The organism is Bradyrhizobium sp. GW821-FHT13H05 (assembly GCF_058804065.1).
Map to the genome: position 1 here is coordinate 204,666 of NZ_JBXAPO010000010.1, position 19,554 is coordinate 224,219.

Genomic DNA, 19,554 nt, shown 5'->3' on the forward strand with positions numbered 1-19,554 from the left:
TCAACGGTCTCGGAACGATGCCGTTCCGTCACTTGGACCTCACGGAAGCGTCGAGGTCCAGGCCTGGCCCGCCGCCGCCTTCTCATATCCGTGCTGATACAGCGCCCGCATATAGGCGGTGTCAAACCCTTCCGACGGCGGCGCCGGATAATCGCGCGCGATGTAGGAGAGGTGGAAGCCCAGATGGTTGCGCTTGGCGAAATCATAGGTCGAGAAGATGATCGAGCGGGTCTGTGACTGCGTGATCGCCGACAGGCTGCGCGAGGCGACGTCGATGGTGCTGTTGGACACCAGCTCGAAATTGCGTTCGATCTTCTTGTTGACGAGGATGTAGATGTCCATCTTCGCCGTGCCCGGCAGGCGGCTGCCCTGGAACAGCAAAGCTTCCGGCAGCGTCAGCACGGGCGACGTTACGCCGCCGTCGACATGCATCTCCTGAAACCTGCGGCCCTGGCCCTCGGCGTCGATCATGATCGGCGGAAACACCAGCGGAATGCTGGCGGAGGCCGCCATGACGTCGCGAAACAGCTTGAGCGCTTCGGGCGTGCCGACCGCGGCGATCTTGCCCATGTCCCAGATGGCGGTGCGCTGGGTGTCGAGATCGGTGGTCACGATCAGCAGCCGTCGGCCCCTGGCGCTTTCGCGCGCGACCTGCGCCATGATCTCCGGCCCGACATAGCGGGCGACGAGCTCGCGCAGCCGCGTATTGCCGAACAGGCCGGAGCCGAACAGCACGCGCATGATGCTGGGATCGTTCAGCAGGCTCTCTGCGATGCCGCTGGTGTAGACCTCTTTCAGCGTGTCGTCATATTGCCGTCCAAGGAACGCAAAGGGCGCGATCAGGCCGCCGGTGCTGACGCCGGAGACCACCGAGAAGTGCGGGCGGGTGCCCGCGGCACTCCAGCCATTGAGCACGCCGACGCCGTAGGCGCCGTCAGCGCCGCCGCCGGAGAGCGCGAGGTAGGACTTGTTCGCGGTGCTGGTGTCTTTCTCGAAGCTGAATTTGGTGATCGGCTCGTCGGCGTAGCGCCTGAGGCCGTCGATATCGAGCACGCGCGATGTACTGGCCTCGGCAGCCGTGTAGGGCGTCCGGGGCAGGGAGGTGCAGGCGCCGAGCACCAGGGTACAGGTCAGCACCAGGCATCCGATCAGGTGGGCGGCTGTCTGCCTGATCCGGCCACGCAAGGGGCCGGACATTTCGGTCGAACATGAAGTGGGGGGCATTGTCGGTGGCTGGCGATCACGCATCTACAGCCGCCGGCAAATTCGCCAACGGCATTTCGTCCAGACCCCGCGGTAAAACTACACGGTATCGTTTTATTTGGCAAGCCGCGGCGGCCATCAAGCCCGCGTCAAATGTGTCCCAGTCTGACGCATCGCGAGGCCCGAACGGGTTGATCGGCCCCGCCTGACACGCAATAAGCACCGCATGAATCTTCCCAATCATTTCGAGCTGCTCGGCACCGATGGTGCCGCGCGCACCGGGTGCCTGACGACGCCGCATGGCGTGGTGCGGACGCCGGCCTTCATGCCGGTCGGCACCGCCGGCGCCATGAAGGGCATGCACTGGCGCGAGGTGCGTGATGCCGGCGCCGACATCGTGCTCGGCAACACCTATCATTTGATGCTGCGCCCAGGAGCCGAGCGGATCGCTGCGCTCGGCGGCCTCCAGACATTCACCGGCTGGAACGGGCCGATGCTGACGGATTCCGGCGGCTTCCAGGTGATGTCGCTGGCCGACCTGCGCAAGGTCACCGAGCACGCCGTCACCTTCCGCTCGCATATCGACGGCGCCAAGGTCGAGCTGTCGCCGGAGCGCTCGATCGAGGTGCAGCGCTTGCTCGGCTCCGACATCGCCATGCAGATGGACGAATGCGTGCGGCTGCCCGCCGAACGCGACGACATCGATCGCGCGATGCGGCTGTCGCTGCGCTGGGCCGAGCGGAGCAAGCGCGCCTTCGAGAGCGCGCCCGACGGCTACATGCTGTTCGGCATCGTGCAGGGTGGCGACATCCCTCAGCTTCGTCACGCCAGCGCGCAAGGCCTCGTCGAGATCGGCTTCCACGGCTATGCGATCGGCGGCCTCGCTGTCGGCGAGCCGCAGGCCGTGATGCTGGCGATGATCGACGAGACCGCACCGCTGCTGCCGCAAGAGCGGCCGCGCTACCTGATGGGCGTCGGCACGCCCGACGACATCCTCGAGGCGGTGAAGCGCGGCATCGACATGTTCGATTGCGTGATGCCGACGCGCAATGGCCGCCACGGCGTCGCCTTCACGCGATTCGGCCAGGTGAATCTGCGCAATGCGCGGCACGCGGACGATCCGCGTCCGCTCGATGAAGAGAGTTCTTGGCCGTCAGCGCGCAACTATGCGCGCGCCTATCTGCATCATCTCGTCAAGGCGGGCGAGACGCTGGGGGCGATGCTGCTGTCTGAAATCAATATCGCTTACTACCAGTTCCTGATGCAGGGCATCAGGGACGCGATCGCACACGGAACGTTCGAGGAGTTCTATCGGCGTACGCGTGAGGACTGGGCGAGGGGCGACATCGCCCCGCGCTGAAGCGCGACGGGTGTCAGTTACAGACGATCCGTTGCTTGACGGCGTGCTTGGTCACGAAGCCGTAGCCGCAATTGTCGCAGGTCCAGAGATAGCTGATCACGTGGTCCGAGACGTAGGCGGATGCTTCGGCGGCGACCATGGAGTCGGCGCAGACAGGACAGGTGGGTAACTCGCTGCAACGCGGATCGCGGTTCGCTACGACGGTCGACAACACTTCAGCGACTGCTGACATCGTGGTGACCTCCCTGCTTTGAGACGTAAGTCTAACATAAGCAGAATCAGTTGACGAGGTCGCAACACAAATGCGTTGGTTTTCTTATAATTACAGCTCACGCGATTTTGCGATGCAGCGTATTTAACATGTGCCGCATTGTCGCTTGCGTGTCGCCGCAAGCTGTCCGTAACTGCGTATGAGCTGCGATAGAAGCGCAAATTGTCGTCACAGGGAGTTCATCATGGACGCGTCGTCCAAGACGGGTGCAGCGCACCAACCCGGCCGCGGCCGGATCTATGACTCGATCGTCGAGGCTTTTGGCGACACGCCGATCGTTCGCTTGCGCCGCCTGCCGGGCATGCACGGCGTGAACGCGACGATTTTGGCAAAACTTGAATATTTCAATCCGGCCGCAAGCGTGAAGGACCGCATCGGCGCGGCCATGATCATCGCCATGGAGAAGGCCGGCATCGTCAAGCCCGACACCGTCCTGATCGAGCCGACCTCCGGCAATACCGGCATCGCGCTCGCCTTCGTGGCGGCCTCGCGCGGCTACCGGCTCAAGCTGGTGATGCCGGAATCCATGTCGATCGAGCGGCGCAAGATGCTGGCCTTTCTCGGCGCAGAGCTGGTGCTGACGCCGGCCGCGCAGGGCATGAAGGGTGCGATCGCCGCCGCCGAGGAGCTTGTGAAGACGACGCCGAATTCGGTCATGCCGCAGCAGTTCAAGAACCTCGCCAATCCCGAGGTGCACCGCCGTACCACCGCGGAGGAGATCTGGAACGATACCGGCGGCAACATCGATTTCTTTGTTGCCGGCGTAGGTACCGGCGGCACCATCACCGGCGTCGGCCAGGTGCTCAAGCCGCGCAAGCCGTCCCTGCGGGTCGTCGCGGTCGAGCCGGAGGAAAGCCCGGTGCTGTCGGGTGGCCAGCACACGCCGCACAAGATCCAGGGCATCGGCGCGGGCTTCGTGCCTGACATCCTCGATCGCGCGGTGATCGACGAGATCGTGAAGATCAACTCGACGACCGCGATCGAGACCTCACGGTCGCTGGCGCGGCACGAGGGCATTCCCGGTGGCATCTCCTCGGGCGCCGCGATCGCCGCGGCCCTCCAGATCGGCAAGCGGCCGGAAGCTGCGGGAAAAACCATCCTGGCTATAGTGCCGTCCTTCTCCGAGCGGTATCTTTCGACGGCTCTGTTTGAGGGAATCTAGGACATGGCGGATCAACCACCGAGGCGGCCGCGGACGTTGGGCGACGCGCGGACCGAGGCTGAGGCAGCGTTCAAGAAGGTGACCGCCAAGGTCGTCGTGGCGCCGCCGAAGCAGAACGTGGCGCCGGGGATCAAGGAGCAGGTCACGCTCCGCATCGATCAGGACGTGCTGGAGTTCTTCCAGGAGGGTGGCCCCGGCTGGCAGGACCGCATCAACGAGGCGCTGCGGAAGGTGGCGGGGAAGTAGCTCCGCTCCCCGGATTGGGGGCGGAAAGCCGGCTCGCCCAAGACTTCAGAGGACCTGCGACAGGAACCGTTGCGTCCGCTCGTCCTTGGCCGCCGTAAACAAGGTTTCCGGCGGCCCGTGCTCGACGATCACACCGCGGTCGGTGAAGTAGACGTGATCGGCGACCTCGCGGGCGAAGTTCATTTCGTGGGTGACGAGGATGCATGTCATCCCATCCTCGGCGAGCTCCCGGATTGTGACCAGGACCTCCTTGACCGTTTCCGGATCGAGAGCGGCGGTGACTTCGTCGAACAGCATGATGTCCGGTCGCATCGCCAGCGAACGGGCGATGGCGACGCGCTGCTGCTGTCCGCCGGAGAGTTCGCCGGGATAGGTGTCCTCCTTGCCTGCGAGCCGCACCTTGGCAAGCAGTGCCCGGGCGCGCGCTTCGACCTCGGCGCGTTTCTGGCCGAGGACATGGATCGGCGCCATCATCACGTTCTGGAGCGCGGTCTTGTGCGGGAAGAGGTTGTACTGCTGAAACACCATCCCGACCTTGCGGCGCAGCGCCAGCTTGTCGAGCCTGGGATCGGTGACCTCGATGCCTTCGATCTGAATGCTGCCGGACGAGATCGGCTGAAGGGCATTGATACAGCGGATCAGCGTGGATTTGCCTGATCCGGACGGGCCGATGATACAGATCACCTCGCCCTTTCTGACCGACAGGCTGATGCCTTTCAGGACCTCGAGCGCGCCGAATGACTTTCTGACGTCCACGCATTGAACGATGGGCTGATCAGGAGTCCAGCTCGTAGCCATGCTCAGGTCCTCAGCGTACGCGGAACCGACGCTCGAGACGAGCGGTCCAGAGGTTGATCGGATAACAGTAGAGGAAGAAGCACAGCAGCGCGAAGCCGTAGAGCGGCGCGAACAACTCCGGCCTGCCGCCCTCTGCGGCGTGGACCTGCGCTGTCAGCGTGAGCATTTCCGAGACGCCCACGATCGATGCCAGCACCGTCGCCATCGCGACCAGCGCATAGATGTTCATCCAGGGCGGCAGCATGCGCTTGATGCATTGTGGCAGCATGATCAGCCACATGGTCTGGCGGCGCGTGAAGGAGAGTGATTCCGCGGCCTCCCACTGCGTCGACGGAATGGAGCGGACGGCACCGCGCACGACCTCGGCGACATTCGCCATGACGGGCAGGGCGAAGCCCACGGTCGCCTTGATCCAGTCCGGCAGGGGGATGGTCGTTTTGAAGACGGTGACCTGGAAGGGCACCAGGAACATCACGAAGAACAGGAGCACCAGCCAGGGCGCATTGCGGAAGAATTGCGTGACGAGCCAGCTGACGGCGGCGAGCAGCCTGGACTCCGACAACAGGGCCAGCCCCAGGCCAAGGCCGGCAACGGTCCCCAGCAGCATGGCCATCAGGGAGATCGCGATGTTGAAGACGAACCCGCGCAGCAGCAGCGGTGACCATTTCACGATGACCTGAAACGGCGACAGCATGGTCGGTCCAGCCTGCGCCCACGCGGTGGATGCGGCCATGATGGCGCAGAAACAGAGGATCGCAGCGGGCAGCGGGCCGATCCGAACGGACATCCGGGCCGGCGCAGGACGATACGGCAGAAGGACGGCGAGCCGGTGCTCGGACTCGGCGGTCTTCATCGCGCATATCCGGGGATGTGCATCGCCCGCTCCCAGCGATGCATCAGCCAGACGAGGACACCGACAAGAATGCCATAGGTCGCCAGCAACACGACCATCATCTCGAAAACGTTCTGCGATTCCGACCAGATCTGCTTGACCGCATACAGCGTTTCAGGGACGGCGATCGCGTAGGCGAGGGTGGTCGTCTTGAGCAGGTTGACGAGGTTGTTGTTCAGGGCGGGTAGGCAGACCCGAATGGCCAGCGGAAGGACGATATGGATGTAGGCCTTGAGGCGCGTGTATCCGAGCGCCTCCGCGGCTTCCAGCGTCGTCCTCGGTACCGCCTCGATGCCGGAGCGGAAGATTTCCACGTTGAAGGCGCCAGCGAACAGTGACAGCGAAATGATGGCCCACTGGACGTTGCTCAGCAGCGGCACGCGCATGCCCGCCGCCTCGACGGCCGGAAGCATGGTGCCGAGGCCGAAATAGAAAAAGAAGATCTGGACCAGCGGGGGCGTGTTGCGGAACACCACCACGAAAGCGTTGACGGGCAGCCGCAACAACACCGACGGACTGCCTTGCAGCAAGGCGCCCACCGCGCCGATGATCAGGCTCAGCAGGATGGTCGTGACACTCAGAAGCAGCGTCATCTTGAGGCCGCCGAAATAGCGGTCCCAGTCATACGCATCGTAGAACACGGAGAAATTAAGCCCCGTCGTCTCGTAGAGCCGCTGAAACCAGTCGCCGATTGCTTGCATATTGCGCGACACCGAAGTGTTGAGGCGATGCCTCGTATCAGTGCATTGGCTTGACCTGTTCGAAGCGCAAGGTGGACCTGGCGCCCCGGTTTACGCGTCTACTTGTCCTTGTATTGCTCGTGCATGGAGAGCGAATACTCGGTTGGCGTAATGCCCCACTTCTTTTCCGCTGCCACGATGAAGCCGGTCTTCATCCAGTCCTTTGTCGTATCTTCGAGCAGCTTCTGAAGACTGGCATTATCGAGCGCAACAGCGATCATCCACGGCGAAGGCAGAACGCCTTTCAGGGGCAGGTCGTAGTCCGTCTTCCACTCGTCCTCCAGCAGCTTGCCTTGCAGGAAGGTCTGATCGTAGACGTAGCCGATGCAGTTGCCCTGCTTCATCGCGAACAGGGGCTTCTCCGAGCCGTCAAACGCGACAATTTCGGGGCCGTAGGATTTGGCGACGTCCTTGTTGTACCAGGCCCCCGACGTTGCACAGACGGGCTTTCCCTTGAGGTCAGCCCAGTCCTTGATGCCGGCCTTCTTGTTGAGAAGGATGTTCACATAGTCTGAATAATACAGCGGCTCGATGGCTTGAACGACGCGGCGACGTTCCGGCCTGTCCGACATGGTCGCGATCAGCAGGTCGATCTTTCCCTGCTGAAGAAATTCGATCCTGTTCGAGGCTGCGACTGGAACGAGCTCGAGTTTGACGCCGAGGCGCTTGGCAATGTCGGCGGCGAGGTCCGGCTCGATGCCGACCACGTTTCCCGTGGGATCACGATATCCGAAAGGTTTGTAGTCAGCCTTGACGCCGACGTTCAACGTGCCGCGCTGCTTGATGGCGTCGACGCCATCGGCGGCTTGAGCGCTGCCAAGCATTAGCAGCGCCGTCGCGCCTGCCATCATGGAACGGAGCATATTTCTCATCGGTGACACCTCCAGGATTGCAATCACGACATGCGCCGCGCGTACTCTTTTGCGTTACAAGGTTCGTGCCAAACGTCACGAAAAACGGGACACGGAGAATGGAGCAAGGTTGATCGAGCTTCGACCATCGACCATCATCTCGGCGACGACGTTTCCGATCCCGGCCGAGTGCTTGAAGCCGTGACCGGAGCACGCCGAGACGACAAAGACTCTGTCCTGATCAGGATGCCGGTCGATGATGAATCCCCGATCGGGTGTTGTCGTGTAGAGGCAGGCGGCCGCCTGCGCGGCACGGGGCGTGGCGCCCGCGAGCCGCCCCTTGACGTGCATCCGGTACATCTTGGCCGACTCCGCCGGATCAACGTTGCGATCGACGGTATCGGCCGTTGTGCTGGTCTCGTACTGCTCGGTCGCCACCTTGACGCGACGCTCGCCTGGCAGTGGCGGGAAGCCGTAGAAGTAGTCGACATCTGTCGCGCCATGCATCCAGATAAACGCAGGCGCGTTGGCGCGATACGCGCTCATGTCCTCAAGCTCGTACCAATGGAGGACCTGACGTTTCACCGTGAGCACACGGTCAAACGGAGCGCCGAGCAGGCGAGCGTTCCAGGCGCCTGCCGACACCACCACCTGGGCCGCCTCGAACGTGCCTGAGGAGGTCTCCACCCGAACGGCGGAGCCTCTCTGGGCGATGGAGAGAACTTCAACTCCCGTGCGTATCGTTGCGCCAAGCTGCTCGGCGCGAGTCAGTTGCGCCTTGATGCAACGCTCTGGAAAAACGTAGCCCCCGCCGGGTTCGTAATAGGCCTTCTCGTTGCCCTCGAGGTTCAGGAATTGCGGGAAGCGGCGAGCGACCTCCCGCCCGTCGATCACCTCATGCGCGATGCCGAAGTCACGGGCTGCCGCAATCGAACGTGCGACGAAATCCGGCTTGCCATGGTGCGACGTTTCGCCGACACCGGGCGCCATGACGATGACGCCGCACGGGTTCAGCAGCTCGGCGGATGTCTCGGCTTCGAGCTCACGCCAGATCCGGTGAGTATCCAACACCAGGGGCACGTAATCGCGGCCTTCGCCGACCGCCTGCCGGGTGATGCGGGTTTCGCCGTGGCTGGACCCCATCGTGTGCGGCGGGGCAAAGCGATCAAGACCGATCGCCTTCACCCCTCGCTTGGCCAGTTGATAGAGCGCCGCGCTGCCCATGGCACCGAGGCCGATCACCAGAATATCCGCTTTCTCGCGCATCGATCGGGACTGCTTAATTGTTAGGACAGCACGAAGTCTGCTTTCAAATGCGGCTCTGCGACAAGGATAATTCATGAAATGAAGAAAGTTTGCATATTGAAATGACTTTTGCTTAAGTCATTCAGATGCAGTCACCTATTCCAGACCTGCGAAGCCTGCAGATCGTCGCCGCCGTCGCAGACTCCGGCAGCATGCTGGAAGCGTCCCGCCAATTCGGGATGACACAATCCGCCGTGTCTCAGGCGGTCCGGCGTGCCGAAGCCGCGGTCGGCGTCGCGTTCTTCAACCGGACCCGCAGGCCGCTCACGCCGACCCGGGCGGGGCGCATCCTCGCAAGCCGAGTTCTCGATCTGAACCGCGACTTTGATGCGCTTCTCGGCGCGCTCCGGGTCGCGGCGGAACAGTCTGAACGGGTTGATCTGAGGCTCGGCCTCGTCGACTCCTATGCTGCCACGGTCGGCGCGCACCTCGTCAAAGAACTCATGACGGGTGAGATCGCACTGAGTCTGTCCGTATGGTCGGGCCTCGCTCATTCACATGCCGAGGCGCTGATGAATCGCAAGATCGACGCCGCGATCACATGCGACGCGATGGATGACCTGTATGATGTCGAACGCTTCCCATTCTATCGCGAGCCAAATCTGCTGGTGGTACCGCGCGGCATGGAGGCCGAATTTGCCGGCCTTGATCTGCGGGAGATCCTCGCTCGACATCGCCTGGTTCGGTACAGCGAGCGTTCCTATGCAGGGGCTCAGGTCGAGCGCCATCTGAGCCGCCTGGGCATTCGCCCGCCGCGGGCTTTCGAGTTTGACACCTCGGACAGTCTGGTCGCCATGGTTGCGACCGGCATGGGCGTGGCGATCACCACGCCGCTATGTCTGTTGCAAGGGCTTGCTCACGCGGCGCAAGTCAGCGCTCTGCCTTTGCCGGGCCCTGGATTCTTTCGTGAGCTGCTTCTGGTGACCCGCCGTGGAGATCTCTCATCCCTGGCGCCGCGCATCGCAGAGATGGCGCGAATGAGCATCACGACGCAGGCGATGCCGCGGATCCGGACGCTCGTGCCCTGGTTCACCCAGGACTATTAGCAACGAAAGAGACCGGCTTGCGCCGGGCTTTTCCATCTGTAGCCTGGCTTTGTGCTTCAGCGACGGAACATGCCGCCCATCATGCCGCCGACGACACCGCCGACGAAGGCTGCGCCGGCATCGCCGCCGCCATTGTGGCGGGGTGCCGGTGCGCTCTGGGCCTGGGCCGGCGCACGGCGGGCCGGTTTCGCGCTGTCGTCGCTCGCGGTGGCAGGCGCCGCCGCCACGATCTCGGAGAGCAGGGCCTTGTGCTGGAGCTTGTTGAGGTAGCCCGTCGAGGGATAGCCACGGGCGGCCTGCCAGCGCTTCAGCACTGTGCGGGTCTCGTCGCTGAACGCGCCGGTGACCTTGGTGTCGAAGCCGAGCCCGGTGAGGCGGCGCTGCACGTCGCGGCGCTGGCCCTTGTCGAGGCCGATCTGGTCCTCGGTGAGCTGGCTTGCATCATCGGTGAAGGTCGCGGGATCAACGCCTGCGTTCAAATTGCGGGTCGTCGTCGACGGACCGCTCTTGATCGCGGCGAGCCGCGCCAGCGCCAGCGCCTTGAACTGGCCGTTCGGATAGGCGGAGAGATAAGCGTTGAGCTCCTCCGGCTTGTTGGACTCCTTCACGGAGCGCCAGTATTCGAGCTCGACACCGTCAGAGCTACCGGCGCTCGCCGCCGGCACGCTGCCGGACGCGGCGGTCGGTGCCGCGTTGGCGACCTGGGTTGTCGGGGCCTGGTTGAGATAGACAGCGCCGATCAGGTTGGTATGGCCCCACGGCAGCTGGCCCTTGTGGGTCTCCTCGTTGACCTGGGCGCGCACCGACGTCATCGCCTGCTGGATCTCGACGCCGGGCTTGGTGATGTTGTCGATCAGCGCGCGGGTGAACGGGCTGTTGTTGCCTTCCTGGCCGTCGAGCGCGGTCTGGCCCGGGCCGGTGGCGAACGCGATCAGCGTGCCTTCGCCGGACTTCATCTCGGCAAGACCGCTCTGCACGTTGACGCTGCGGGTCGCCGAGTTCGACTTGATCTTGGCGGCAAACGGATTGTCGCGGCAGGCATCGAGGAAGACGAGCTTGACCTTGGCGTCGCCCATGGTCTGGTCGAGCGTCAGGTCGATGTTGATGGCGGCGCCCAGCTTGACGTCCATCTCGGACTTGATGTCGGCGTCGACAGGCAGGAGATAGTTGGAGCCGCCGACGGCGATGCCGTGGCCGGCATAGTAGAACACCGCGACATCGGAGCCCTGCGCCTTGCGGCCGAAGTCGAGCAGCTTCTCCGTCATCTGGTCGCGCGTGAGGTTGGATCCTTCGATCACTTCGAAGCCGACATTGCGCAATGTCGAAGCCATCGCCTTGGCGTCGATCGGCGGGTTCGGCAATTGTGCGACGTTCTTGTAAGCGCCGTTACCAACGACGAAGGCGACGCGGCGATCGGCCTGTGCGGCGCTGACCGACAGCGCCATGCACATCAGCGAAGCGAGGAGGGTGAGAGTGCGCATCTGAAATCCCCAACAGAATCGAATTGCAGGCAGCAACAAATTGGCCACGAACTTACACGACACGCCCGGTTTCGCGCCAGCGAAACGACAGTTCGCCCAACCCATTGCCTCATGGCCGAATGTGCACGGTGGAATGCCCCTCCAACGTGATCCAAATCACGTTCGACCATTTTGTTTGTCGCATGAGGCCGTGCGTGGGTTCATTGCGTGCGTGCGGGCGGGAACCGGGGCCGCCGGCTTCAGATTCAGCAGGTTGCCGAACAGGATCAGCGCCGCACCGAGCACAGTCCAGGCGTCGAGCCGCTCGGAATACAGCAGCCAGCCGACAGTCGCGGTCAGCGGAACCCGCAGGAAGTCCATGGGAACCACCACCGTCGCGTCGGCATAGCGCATCGCGCTGGCGAGACAATAATGTGCGAACGTGCCGCAGACCGAGATCACCAGGACCCAACCCCAGACATAAGTGGGGGGCCAGGCCCAGACATAGAGCGTCGGCAGGACTCCTGCGACCGACTGCACCACCAGCATCCAGAACAGGACCGCCAGCGCACTCTCGGTACGGGTGAGCGATTTGACCAGGGCCATGGACACGCCGAAACCAACGGCAGCGCCGAGCGCGATCAGCTGGCCCTGATTGATCTCGCCGGTCGCGGGCCGCACGATGACGATCACGCCGACGAGGCCGAGCGCGATCGCGGCGATCTTCCACGATGTCATGCGCTCGGACAGGAAGCTGGCGGCGAGGATCGCGGTCCAGATCGGCATCGTGAACTCGATCGCGACCACTTGGCCGATCGGAATCAGCGTCAGCGCAAAGAACCAGCCGAGCTGCGAGACGTAGTGGATCAGATTGCGTGCGATGTGCTGGGGCAAGCGCGTCGTCTTGAGTGTTACGAAGCCGCCGGAGCGCCGGATCATCGGATAGAGCATGCAGAGGCCGAGCAGCGAGCGCACTTCCATCACCTGGAAGACGTTCATCTCGCGCACAGCCTCGCGTCCCGCGACCGCCATCACCAGCGTCAGTGACAGCCATCCGGTCATCCACAATGCAGCCATCGTCTTGGACGGTGTCGTGGTCATGAGGCGGGATGCTGAGGCGAAATCTGAAGGGGTGGCCGGTATCGGCGACATCGACGTCGTTTGCAACGGCCAAATCTGCGGATGCAGCGATGCAAGGCGGCGTGCTAAGGCTTCATCGAACAACGAGAAAATCGGGAGTCTTCGCTCATGCACATCTTGCAGCCGGCCGAATGGAAAAAACCGCGCGGCTTTTCCCATGGCGTCGTGATGGAGGGGCCGGGCCGCTGGGTGGTGCTGGCCGGGCAGACCGGTGGCGATGAGACCGGCAACTATGCTCCCGACATGGCGGCGCAGGTCGGGGCCGCTCTGAAACGGATCATCAAGCTCCTGGGCGAAGCCGGCGCCGGTCCGGAACACATTGTCCGCCTGACCTGGTATCTCACCAGCCGCAGTGAATATGAGGCCGCCGGTGCCGGCATCGGTGCGGCCTGGAAGGAGACGCTCGGACGCAATTTTCCGCCGTCGACACTGCTCTATATCGGCGGTCTCGTGGACGAGCGCGCCAAGGTCGAGATCGAGGTCACCGCGTTCGTTCCGGGCGCATGAAAAAGCCCCGGCGGGATCGCCGGGGCTCTTGTCGTGTCACCGTGCCGTCGTCTTACTTCGACAGCGAGATGTTGGCGCCGCGGAACTGGCTGTCCGCGCGCATCGTGACGTTCTGCTTGTTGCCACTCGTCTTCAGCGCGATGTTGGCGTTGAAGCCGGCGGTGGAGGCGACCAGCTCGTAGCTTCCGCCGCCGCCGCGGCCCTGGAGCGAGCCCGAGATGTTGCGGCTGGCCTCGGACCAGCTGCCGGTGATGGCGCTGCCCTCGGCCTTGACGTTGGCGCCGAGGTTGAACTTGTAGGCGTCGCTGGCGCAGGTCAGCGACATTTCCATGGTCGGTCCGATCGGGGTGTATTTGGCCCGGCAGCGGATCCGCTCGGTCGAGCCGTCATCAAGCGTCACGGTGCCGGAGCCGCTCCAGCTGCCCGCCAGCGGGGCAAACGGGCCGGATTGGGCGTTGCTCTCGGTGTTCGCGACCGCTGCTGCAAACAAAACGGCGGTCGCAATCAGCAGCCGCCGGCTCATGACACTGGTCTCGAATTGCTTATTGGCGCGATGCTTCCCACCGCCCGCTGCACGGTATGCCTGCAGATGCTCCATTCCACTTCCCCGATCCGGCGTTGCCGCTGAGTTGACCGTTGGCATATGCACCATTGATCGAAACTTTCACAAGTCCCCCACTGCCGATGGTGCCGGAAACGTTAGCGCCGGGCGCCGTGATCTTGCCGTCGGCAACTGTCAGCATGGAGCTCGCGGTCGGCTCGCAGGTGCCGCTCTTGGTGACGATGGTGACCTGCCAGTTGCCGTCATAGGGGGTCTGGGCGAGGGTGGGGCCGGCGAGGATGCCGGTAAAAACTGAAGCGGCACAGAACGCCGCGATGCGATCAAAACGCATGAATTCCGTCCTTGAATATGTCTGAGATGCTGTCACTTATTCGGACGAAATGTGACGGAAATTTGTTGCGATGCCAAATCGAAAATTGTTCCTGTGGAAACAATGGTTTATTTGGGTTTCCGGCTGCAATTTTCGAAGCAAAATCAATGCGGCTTCGCGTTAATCGTTAATCTCAGGAGAGACTCGGTGCCGAGGTCGCGAACTGCTCGTCCTGCGTCTTGGACGGCAGCGCCTTGTGGACCTTGGCATAATCGATCACGTCGGCGAGCAGCTTGAGCCCGAGCGGGGCCAGCGCACGCTCCCACAGTTCCCGCGCCGTCTCGCCCTTTTTCACGAAGCACCATTCCTGGGCGGCAATCGCGCCAGCGTCCATGCGGTCGGCGAGATGGTAGATGGTGCCGCCGGCGATCGGATCGCCTTCCTTGATGGTCCATTCCACGGCGGCCTTGCCGCGGTGACGCGGCAGCAGCGAGGGATGGTAGCCGATCCCGCCCAGCTTGGCCGCGGCCAGTGCATCTTTGCCGATCCGGGCGTGGCTGTGCGCGGTGATGATCAGGTCGGTGTCGGGGGCGATCTCGGAGGCCACCACCAGCTTGGGATCGGCCTGAACCACCACCTCGATGCCGGCCGCCTTGGCGGTTGCGGCGAGGCGATCCTCGGCATCGGCCACCACGACCCGCACGATCGAGACGCCGTGCTCCCGGAGCATGTTCAGGGTGGTCACGCCGAAATGGCGGGAGCCGACAAGGGTGATGCGCATGGGTGTCCGATCCGTCTCGCAACTGCGTCATCCCCCGATAACACGTCGGTACGCCCTGTCACCATCCCCGGACCGTTTACGCCGGTTATCAACAACGCGCCGGGCGCAGGACACGACGATTCCGCGATTGCGCGGCCGGCCGTTCCGGTGCTTCCATGCGTGCATTGCACCGTCTCGGGAGCGAGCGCATGCGCAGCGCGTGGTTTTTCCTTCTCGTCGCACTGATTGTGGCCACTCCGGCGCGCGCCGGTGGGCCTTATCCGGCGGTGCCTCCGGAGATCGGTGTGGCGCCCTTCATCGGCCCGACCTGGGATGCCTATCGCTGTGCTGAAGGGGTGCCCCACAATTTCTACCACCGGGCTTACTACGGCGAGGAGCCGCCGGCGATTTATCGCAGCTACGCCTACAGGCCGTACTACCGCTACAGCGCCTACCGCAGGCTGCCGCGCAAGTATTTTTGCGTCACGGACTAGCGTTGCCGTGCTGCCACGGTCGGCAGCAAATAATGGATGCACCGGTTCCTCTGTTTCATTTTTAACAGAGGAATCTGTTGTGTGCGGTTAGAACCTGCACCAACCGGGGCTGGCCAAATTTCATTCCGGATCCGTTTTCGAACCCGGCTTTGGCCGCTGGCGTCATTGCCAGCGGCTTTTTCATGCTCGGCTATCACGAAATCATCAGACGGTAATACGTTCTCAACTTGCTTGTCGTATCGACGAATCCGTCGCGGATTTGTATTGCGTACCGCGACACCGAAAATGCCCCGCCGGCGTGGGTGCGCCGCGCGGGCATTTTTGCGGGGACCAATTTCATGCCGAGCGCGATTGAGCAGATCGTGGACGCCTATGTGCGTCTGAAGAACCGTCGTGGGCTCGACGAGCTGATGATGCACAGGCAGCGGCTCGCGGTCGATCTGAAGAGCAGGTCCGGCTACGATTTCAGCCTGCCGATCAGCAAGATCGACGAGGAGATCGCGATCATCGAAGCGGGTCTCAGCCGGCTGAAGGCTGACTCCGGGGATCTCGGTACGACACGCCCGATCTGATGCGCTAGTCGCGCCGGCCGCCGTCGATGACGGTGAACAATGGGCGCGCCGGGGTCGGCTCCACCAGCAACTCCTCCACAAGCGCAGTCGCTGCGTCGACATATTTGCGGGTCGGCTTGTCGAGCTCGCGTTTTGCCTCGTCGTCGAGTGCGACCTTGGCGGCTTCGACCAGCTTGCGCATCCGCGCCGCATGGTCGTCGCCCGCCGTCAGCGTCGCGCGCGCCAGCGAGCGCAGCACGAACAGCTCGCCCTCGAGGCGGAGCAGACGGTCGTTGAGCCTGGTGAGGACGGCGTTGAGGTCGGCCATGTCAGGTGTTCGTCACAAAGGATCCGTCCTGATCTAGCGGCGATCGGTGAACGGAGTGCAAACGCGATTGGCGCAATTGGGCTGATCTTCGGCGTACCGCGGTGCCGCCGATGTGACCAGTCGTGACATGCGCATGCGTAGCACCGCGTGGTTCCCGCACCACATGACGGCTTGGGTGGACGTTGGAGTCCTTGTTATGCGGTCCGTCCTGTTTCTCTTCCTTTTGATGTCGGCATGCGCGCCGGCGGCCGCGGCGCCCGCCCGTCACGCTCACGCGCGTCACCCCGTCGTTGTTCGGCCCGCCGAGGACGCACCTGTGCCACCCGGCTGGTACAAGTTTCCCGGCCATCCGCCGATTCCGCCGTCGGAGAACAGGAACCTCGATCCGTCCAATTTCGGCGGCGCCTGACTCACGCCGCGGTTCTGGCGAGATAGTCGCGCGCGAAGGCGATATACCAGTCGAGGCAGGTGGGGTTGGCCATCGCTTCCTTGTTGATGACCTTTTCGACGGGTTGGCCGAGCAGCAGCTTCTTGATCGGCAGCTCCTGCTTCTTGCCCGAGAGCGTGCGCGGGACCTCGGCGACGGCAAAAATCTCGTTCGGCAGGAATCTGCGGGAGAGGCTGGTCTCGATCGCCTTGTTGATCTTCGCGCGCATCGTGCCGTCGAAGGTGACGCCGTCGCGCAGCACCACGAACAGCGGCATGTAGCTGTCGCGGCCGAGATATTCGAGGTCGACGACGAGGCTGTCGAGCACCTCCGGCAACGCCTCGATCGCGGAATAGAGCTCGCTCGTGCCCATGCGCAGGCCGTGCCGGTTGATGGTGGCATCGCTGCGGCCATAGATGATGCAGGAGCCGTCCGGATTGACCTTGAGCCAGTCGCCGTGCCGCCACACCGGCCCGCGGCCGCTGCCGTCGAAATTATCCGGATAGGTCTCGAAATAGCTGGCGCGATAGCGCGCGCCGTCCTTGTCGTTCCAGAAGTAGAGCGGCATCGACGGCATTGGCTCGGTGCAGACGAGTTCGCCGACCTCATCCGTGACGGCGCGTCCCTGCTCGCTGAAGGCCTCGACGGCCGCACCGAGCAGGCGGCACTGCATCGCGCCCGGCGTCTGCGGCAGCTCGCGGTTGCCGCCGATAAAGGCGCCGGCGAAATCGGTGCCGCCGGAGATGTTCGCCCACCAGATGTCGGCCTGCGCCTTGCTGCCATTGGTCTTCGACAGCGCCGCAAAGCGGTCGTTGAACCAGGCTTGCGTGTCGGCGCTGAGCGGCGAGCCGGTCGAGCCGAGGCAGCGCAGCCGCGACAGATCGCCGGCGGCGGCAAGAGTGATTTCGGCCTTGGCGCAATTGGCGAAGAACGCCGCGCCCGCGCCGAAGAAGGTCGATTTCGACTGCGACACGAAACGCCACAGCGTGGTCCAGTCCGGCTTGTCCTTGGCTCCGCCGGGGCTGCCGTCGAAGATGCAGCAGGTGGTGCCGCTGAGCAGGCCGCCGACTTGCGAATTCCACATGATCCAGCCGGTCGAAGAGTACCAGTGATAGCGCTCACCGAACGAATTCTCGTGGTAGGAGCAGCCGAGATCGTTGTGCAGGCCGAGCAGCGCCAGCACCACGATGACGATGCCACCATGGCCGTGCACGATCGGTTTCGGCAGGCCGGTGGTGCCGCTGGAATAGACGATCCAGAGCGGATGATCGAACGGCAGCCACATCGGCTCGAATGCGTCGATGGCCGCATCCGTCCTTGCGGTAATGTCGGAGAGCAGGGCGTCCTGCGCCGTGACCGTGGCAGCCTCACTGTGCAGGATGACCTGCTCGACGCTCGGAAGCGATCGCCGCAGCTCGGCGACGACATCGCGCCGGTCATGCCGGCGGCCGGCATAGGTGACGGCATCGCAGGCGATCAGCACCTTTGGCTCGATCTGCTTGAAACGGTCGATCACCGCGGGCGCCGCCATGTCGGGCGCGCAGACGCTCCAGACCGCGCCGATGCTGGCGCTCGCAAGAAAACAGATGATGGTCTCGGGGATGTTGGGAAGGTACGCCGCGACGCGGTCGCCGGGCTTGATGCCTTTCTCCTTCAGATGCAGCGCGAGCGCCGCCGCCTTGCGCCGCAGTTCCGGCCAGCTGGTCTCGCGCAGCTTGCCGTCCTCGCCGCTGCTCACGATCGCGGGCAAGCCGGCGGCGTGGGCAGCGTCGACGTGCCTGAACACCTGCCGCGCGTAGTTCACCTGCGCGCCCGGAAACCAGACCGCGCCCGGCATCTTGCGCTCGGTGATGACAGCCGCAAACGGCGTCGGCGATTGCAGATCGTAATAGTCCCAGATGCTGCGCCAGAATGCATCGAGATCGCGGACCGACCATTGCCGCATGTCTTCGTAGGTCGCGAAGGTGAGGCCGCGCTGCTCGGCGAGCCAGTTGCGATAGAGGGCGATCTGGGGAACGAAAGCGGTCATTGCGTGTCGGCTTTTATTGCGGGGAGGGGAGTGTAACGGGTCTTGCAGCGCGGCTGAAGCGCCAGTTTTCGCAGGAAGGTCGGTGCTTCAGCGTCATCATTGCGAGCCACCGGGTCCGCGCAAAGCGCGGCCCGATGACAGGCTCCGCGAAGCAATCCAGAATCCCTCCGCGGTGACAGCCTGGATTGCCTCGCGGCGCTCGCAATGACGGAGTGTTGTGCACTGGTTTCGCTTGTTCAACGCGCATCCCGAACCGCAGACACGCATTTGCATTCTCGCGGCATGTTTCGCCCGAGTCTTGCGTCGTCCTTTTGCCCTCATCGAAACAAGGGCGCAGGGAAGGCCGGGCGCCGGCGGCACCCGCGATCCGTGCGCTGGAGAAATGCACACGGGGTGGACCACAGGCTCAGCCGATGCTCGGCCTTCCCTGCGCGATGGTTTACGGCGTACTTCGTGCTCTCCCCGGGGAGCGATGCACTATTGCCCCCGTCGTCCTGCGGATGGCTGACGCGCGCGCCCGGTTGGACATCACACATCACCACAGGACTTGACGCACAGACCCCGGGCGTCAGGACCACACGACTTGGCCGTCCGCGCACATCTTCGCTGGGACTTCGAGCGCTGGCGTGTGCTCACGCCCGAAGCCATGCGAAGACGCTGTCGGCGCCGTGTCGTCGGCACGAGAGCTCTTGCTCACGGTTTCCCGCCCTGCAATGCCGCTCGCGCCCGGCGCCGTCGCGTCCATCGCTCCCAGGCCCGCGGTTCGTGACGATCGCGATCCGCCCCTTGTCTCGGGCCAGGGTGTTTCGTTTGTACGATAAATCCGAATTTCGGTAAAGTGGAATATGTTTGCCGGAGAGGATTGACAAGCGAGGTGGAGAATTCGTGCAGGTTGTTTGCCCGACGGGCAAGGTGTCGCTTCGAACGCTATCGATGCGCCGTGGTTTCCACACCGTCGTTGCGAGCGTAGCGAAGCAATCCAGACTGATCCCGTGGAGGGATTCTGGATTGCTTCGTCGCTTCGCTCCTCGCAATTGTGCAAGTCCACTAATTCGCTGATCGAGAGATTTCGGTTTTGGCGGCGGCAAAATCTTTTGGAGACTTGCCGCCGA

Annotated in this window: 21 protein-coding genes; 7 read left to right on the forward strand and 14 right to left on the reverse strand. The window is 63.5% G+C overall.

What is annotated here, in order from left to right; genetic code table 11:
- Positions 1-39 precede the first annotated feature (39 nt).
- Positions 40-1,197 carry a patatin-like phospholipase family protein gene (locus AC1RR3_RS27250; protein WP_492826411.1) on the reverse strand — a complete coding sequence of 386 codons (1,158 nt, stop codon included), beginning with the start codon at positions 1,195-1,197 and terminating at the stop codon, positions 40-42.
- A 232-nt stretch (positions 1,198-1,429) separates the two neighbouring features.
- Here AC1RR3_RS27250 and tgt point away from each other — a divergent pair, with 232 nt between their 5' ends.
- Positions 1,430-2,563 carry a tRNA guanosine(34) transglycosylase Tgt gene (gene tgt / locus AC1RR3_RS27255; RefSeq protein WP_492826412.1) on the forward strand — a complete coding sequence of 378 codons (1,134 nt, stop codon included), beginning with the start codon at positions 1,430-1,432 and terminating at the stop codon, positions 2,561-2,563.
- A gap of 13 nt (positions 2,564-2,576) precedes the next feature.
- Here tgt and AC1RR3_RS27260 read toward each other — a convergent pair whose 3' ends face one another.
- Positions 2,577-2,795, reverse strand: a complete 219-nt coding sequence (locus AC1RR3_RS27260) for a hypothetical protein (RefSeq protein WP_492826414.1) — start codon at positions 2,793-2,795, stop codon at positions 2,577-2,579.
- A gap of 223 nt (positions 2,796-3,018) precedes the next feature.
- On the opposite strand from AC1RR3_RS27260, the gene cysK reads away from it, so the two are divergent.
- Together cysK and AC1RR3_RS27270 are read left to right on the forward strand one after the other, a co-directional pair.
- Entirely contained in the window at positions 3,019-3,996 is a 978-nt protein-coding gene (gene cysK, locus AC1RR3_RS27265; RefSeq protein WP_492826416.1) for a cysteine synthase A, read from the forward strand.
- Between the two features lie 3 nt (positions 3,997-3,999).
- A complete protein-coding gene (locus AC1RR3_RS27270; RefSeq protein ID WP_492826418.1) occupies positions 4,000-4,242 on the forward strand; it encodes a BrnA antitoxin family protein in 243 nt (80 codons plus the stop codon).
- A gap of 45 nt (positions 4,243-4,287) precedes the next feature.
- On the opposite strand, the gene AC1RR3_RS27275 is transcribed toward AC1RR3_RS27270, so the two are convergent.
- The 5 genes from AC1RR3_RS27275 to solA form a co-directional block, all read right to left on the reverse strand.
- Positions 4,288-5,040, reverse strand: a complete 753-nt coding sequence (locus AC1RR3_RS27275; RefSeq protein WP_492826420.1) for an amino acid ABC transporter ATP-binding protein — start codon at positions 5,038-5,040, stop codon at positions 4,288-4,290.
- 10 nt (positions 5,041-5,050) lie between these two features.
- The gene (locus AC1RR3_RS27280) at positions 5,051-5,893 is read right to left on the reverse strand and encodes an amino acid ABC transporter permease (RefSeq protein ID WP_492826422.1); all 843 of its coding nucleotides are present in this window, start codon (positions 5,891-5,893) and stop codon (positions 5,051-5,053) included.
- Positions 5,890-6,633, reverse strand: coding sequence for an amino acid ABC transporter permease (locus AC1RR3_RS27285; RefSeq protein WP_492826424.1), 744 nt, complete (start codon positions 6,631-6,633; stop codon positions 5,890-5,892). The genes AC1RR3_RS27280 and AC1RR3_RS27285 overlap by 4 nt, the downstream gene beginning before the upstream one ends.
- 98 nt (positions 6,634-6,731) lie before the next feature.
- A complete protein-coding gene (locus AC1RR3_RS27290; protein ID WP_492826426.1) occupies positions 6,732-7,544 on the reverse strand; it encodes a transporter substrate-binding domain-containing protein in 813 nt (270 codons plus the stop codon).
- A 75-nt stretch (positions 7,545-7,619) separates the two neighbouring features.
- A complete protein-coding gene (solA, locus tag AC1RR3_RS27295; protein ID WP_492826428.1) occupies positions 7,620-8,789 on the reverse strand; it encodes an N-methyl-L-tryptophan oxidase in 1,170 nt (389 codons plus the stop codon).
- A gap of 125 nt (positions 8,790-8,914) precedes the next feature.
- On the opposite strand from solA, the gene AC1RR3_RS27300 reads away from it, so the two are divergent.
- A complete protein-coding gene (locus AC1RR3_RS27300; RefSeq protein WP_492826430.1) occupies positions 8,915-9,874 on the forward strand; it encodes a LysR family transcriptional regulator in 960 nt (319 codons plus the stop codon).
- A 56-nt stretch (positions 9,875-9,930) separates the two neighbouring features.
- Here the strand turns inward: AC1RR3_RS27300 and AC1RR3_RS27305 are convergent, their stop codons facing one another.
- A complete protein-coding gene (locus tag AC1RR3_RS27305; protein ID WP_492826432.1) occupies positions 9,931-11,355 on the reverse strand; it encodes a caspase family protein in 1,425 nt (474 codons plus the stop codon).
- Between the two features lie 156 nt (positions 11,356-11,511).
- On the reverse strand, positions 11,512-12,435 hold the full coding sequence (locus tag AC1RR3_RS27310; RefSeq protein WP_492826433.1) for a DMT family transporter: 924 nt from the start codon (positions 12,433-12,435) through the stop codon (positions 11,512-11,514).
- A 147-nt stretch (positions 12,436-12,582) separates the two neighbouring features.
- On the opposite strand from AC1RR3_RS27310, the gene AC1RR3_RS27315 reads away from it, so the two are divergent.
- On the forward strand, positions 12,583-12,981 hold the full coding sequence (locus tag AC1RR3_RS27315) for a RidA family protein (RefSeq protein ID WP_492826435.1): 399 nt from the start codon (positions 12,583-12,585) through the stop codon (positions 12,979-12,981).
- Positions 12,982-13,033: 52 nt separating this feature from the next.
- Here the strand turns inward: AC1RR3_RS27315 and AC1RR3_RS27320 are convergent, their stop codons facing one another.
- From AC1RR3_RS27320 to AC1RR3_RS27330, 3 genes are all read right to left on the reverse strand, one after another.
- The gene (locus AC1RR3_RS27320; RefSeq protein WP_492826437.1) at positions 13,034-13,579 is read right to left on the reverse strand and encodes a hypothetical protein; all 546 of its coding nucleotides are present in this window, start codon (positions 13,577-13,579) and stop codon (positions 13,034-13,036) included.
- Entirely contained in the window at positions 13,524-13,874 is a 351-nt protein-coding gene (locus tag AC1RR3_RS27325) for a hypothetical protein (protein WP_492826439.1), read from the reverse strand. The genes AC1RR3_RS27320 and AC1RR3_RS27325 overlap by 56 nt, the downstream gene beginning before the upstream one ends.
- Positions 13,875-14,046: 172 nt before the next feature.
- Complete coding sequence (locus tag AC1RR3_RS27330) at positions 14,047-14,634, reverse strand: formyltransferase family protein (RefSeq protein WP_492826441.1); 588 nt, start codon at positions 14,632-14,634, stop codon at positions 14,047-14,049.
- Positions 14,635-14,822: 188 nt separating this feature from the next.
- On the opposite strand from AC1RR3_RS27330, the gene AC1RR3_RS27335 reads away from it, so the two are divergent.
- Positions 14,823-15,107 carry a hypothetical protein gene (locus AC1RR3_RS27335; protein WP_492826443.1) on the forward strand — a complete coding sequence of 95 codons (285 nt, stop codon included), beginning with the start codon at positions 14,823-14,825 and terminating at the stop codon, positions 15,105-15,107.
- Between the two features lie 338 nt (positions 15,108-15,445).
- Complete coding sequence (locus AC1RR3_RS27340) at positions 15,446-15,679, forward strand: hypothetical protein (protein WP_492826445.1); 234 nt, start codon at positions 15,446-15,448, stop codon at positions 15,677-15,679.
- A 4-nt stretch (positions 15,680-15,683) separates the two neighbouring features.
- On the opposite strand, the gene AC1RR3_RS27345 is transcribed toward AC1RR3_RS27340, so the two are convergent.
- Together AC1RR3_RS27345 and AC1RR3_RS27350 are read right to left on the reverse strand one after the other, a co-directional pair.
- Positions 15,684-15,986, reverse strand: a complete 303-nt coding sequence (locus AC1RR3_RS27345; RefSeq protein WP_011087444.1) for a hypothetical protein — start codon at positions 15,984-15,986, stop codon at positions 15,684-15,686.
- Positions 15,987-16,396: 410 nt separating this feature from the next.
- Complete coding sequence (locus AC1RR3_RS27350; RefSeq protein WP_492826447.1) at positions 16,397-18,442, reverse strand: acetoacetate--CoA ligase; 2,046 nt, start codon at positions 18,440-18,442, stop codon at positions 16,397-16,399.
- Positions 18,443-19,554: the final 1,112 nt, after the last annotated feature.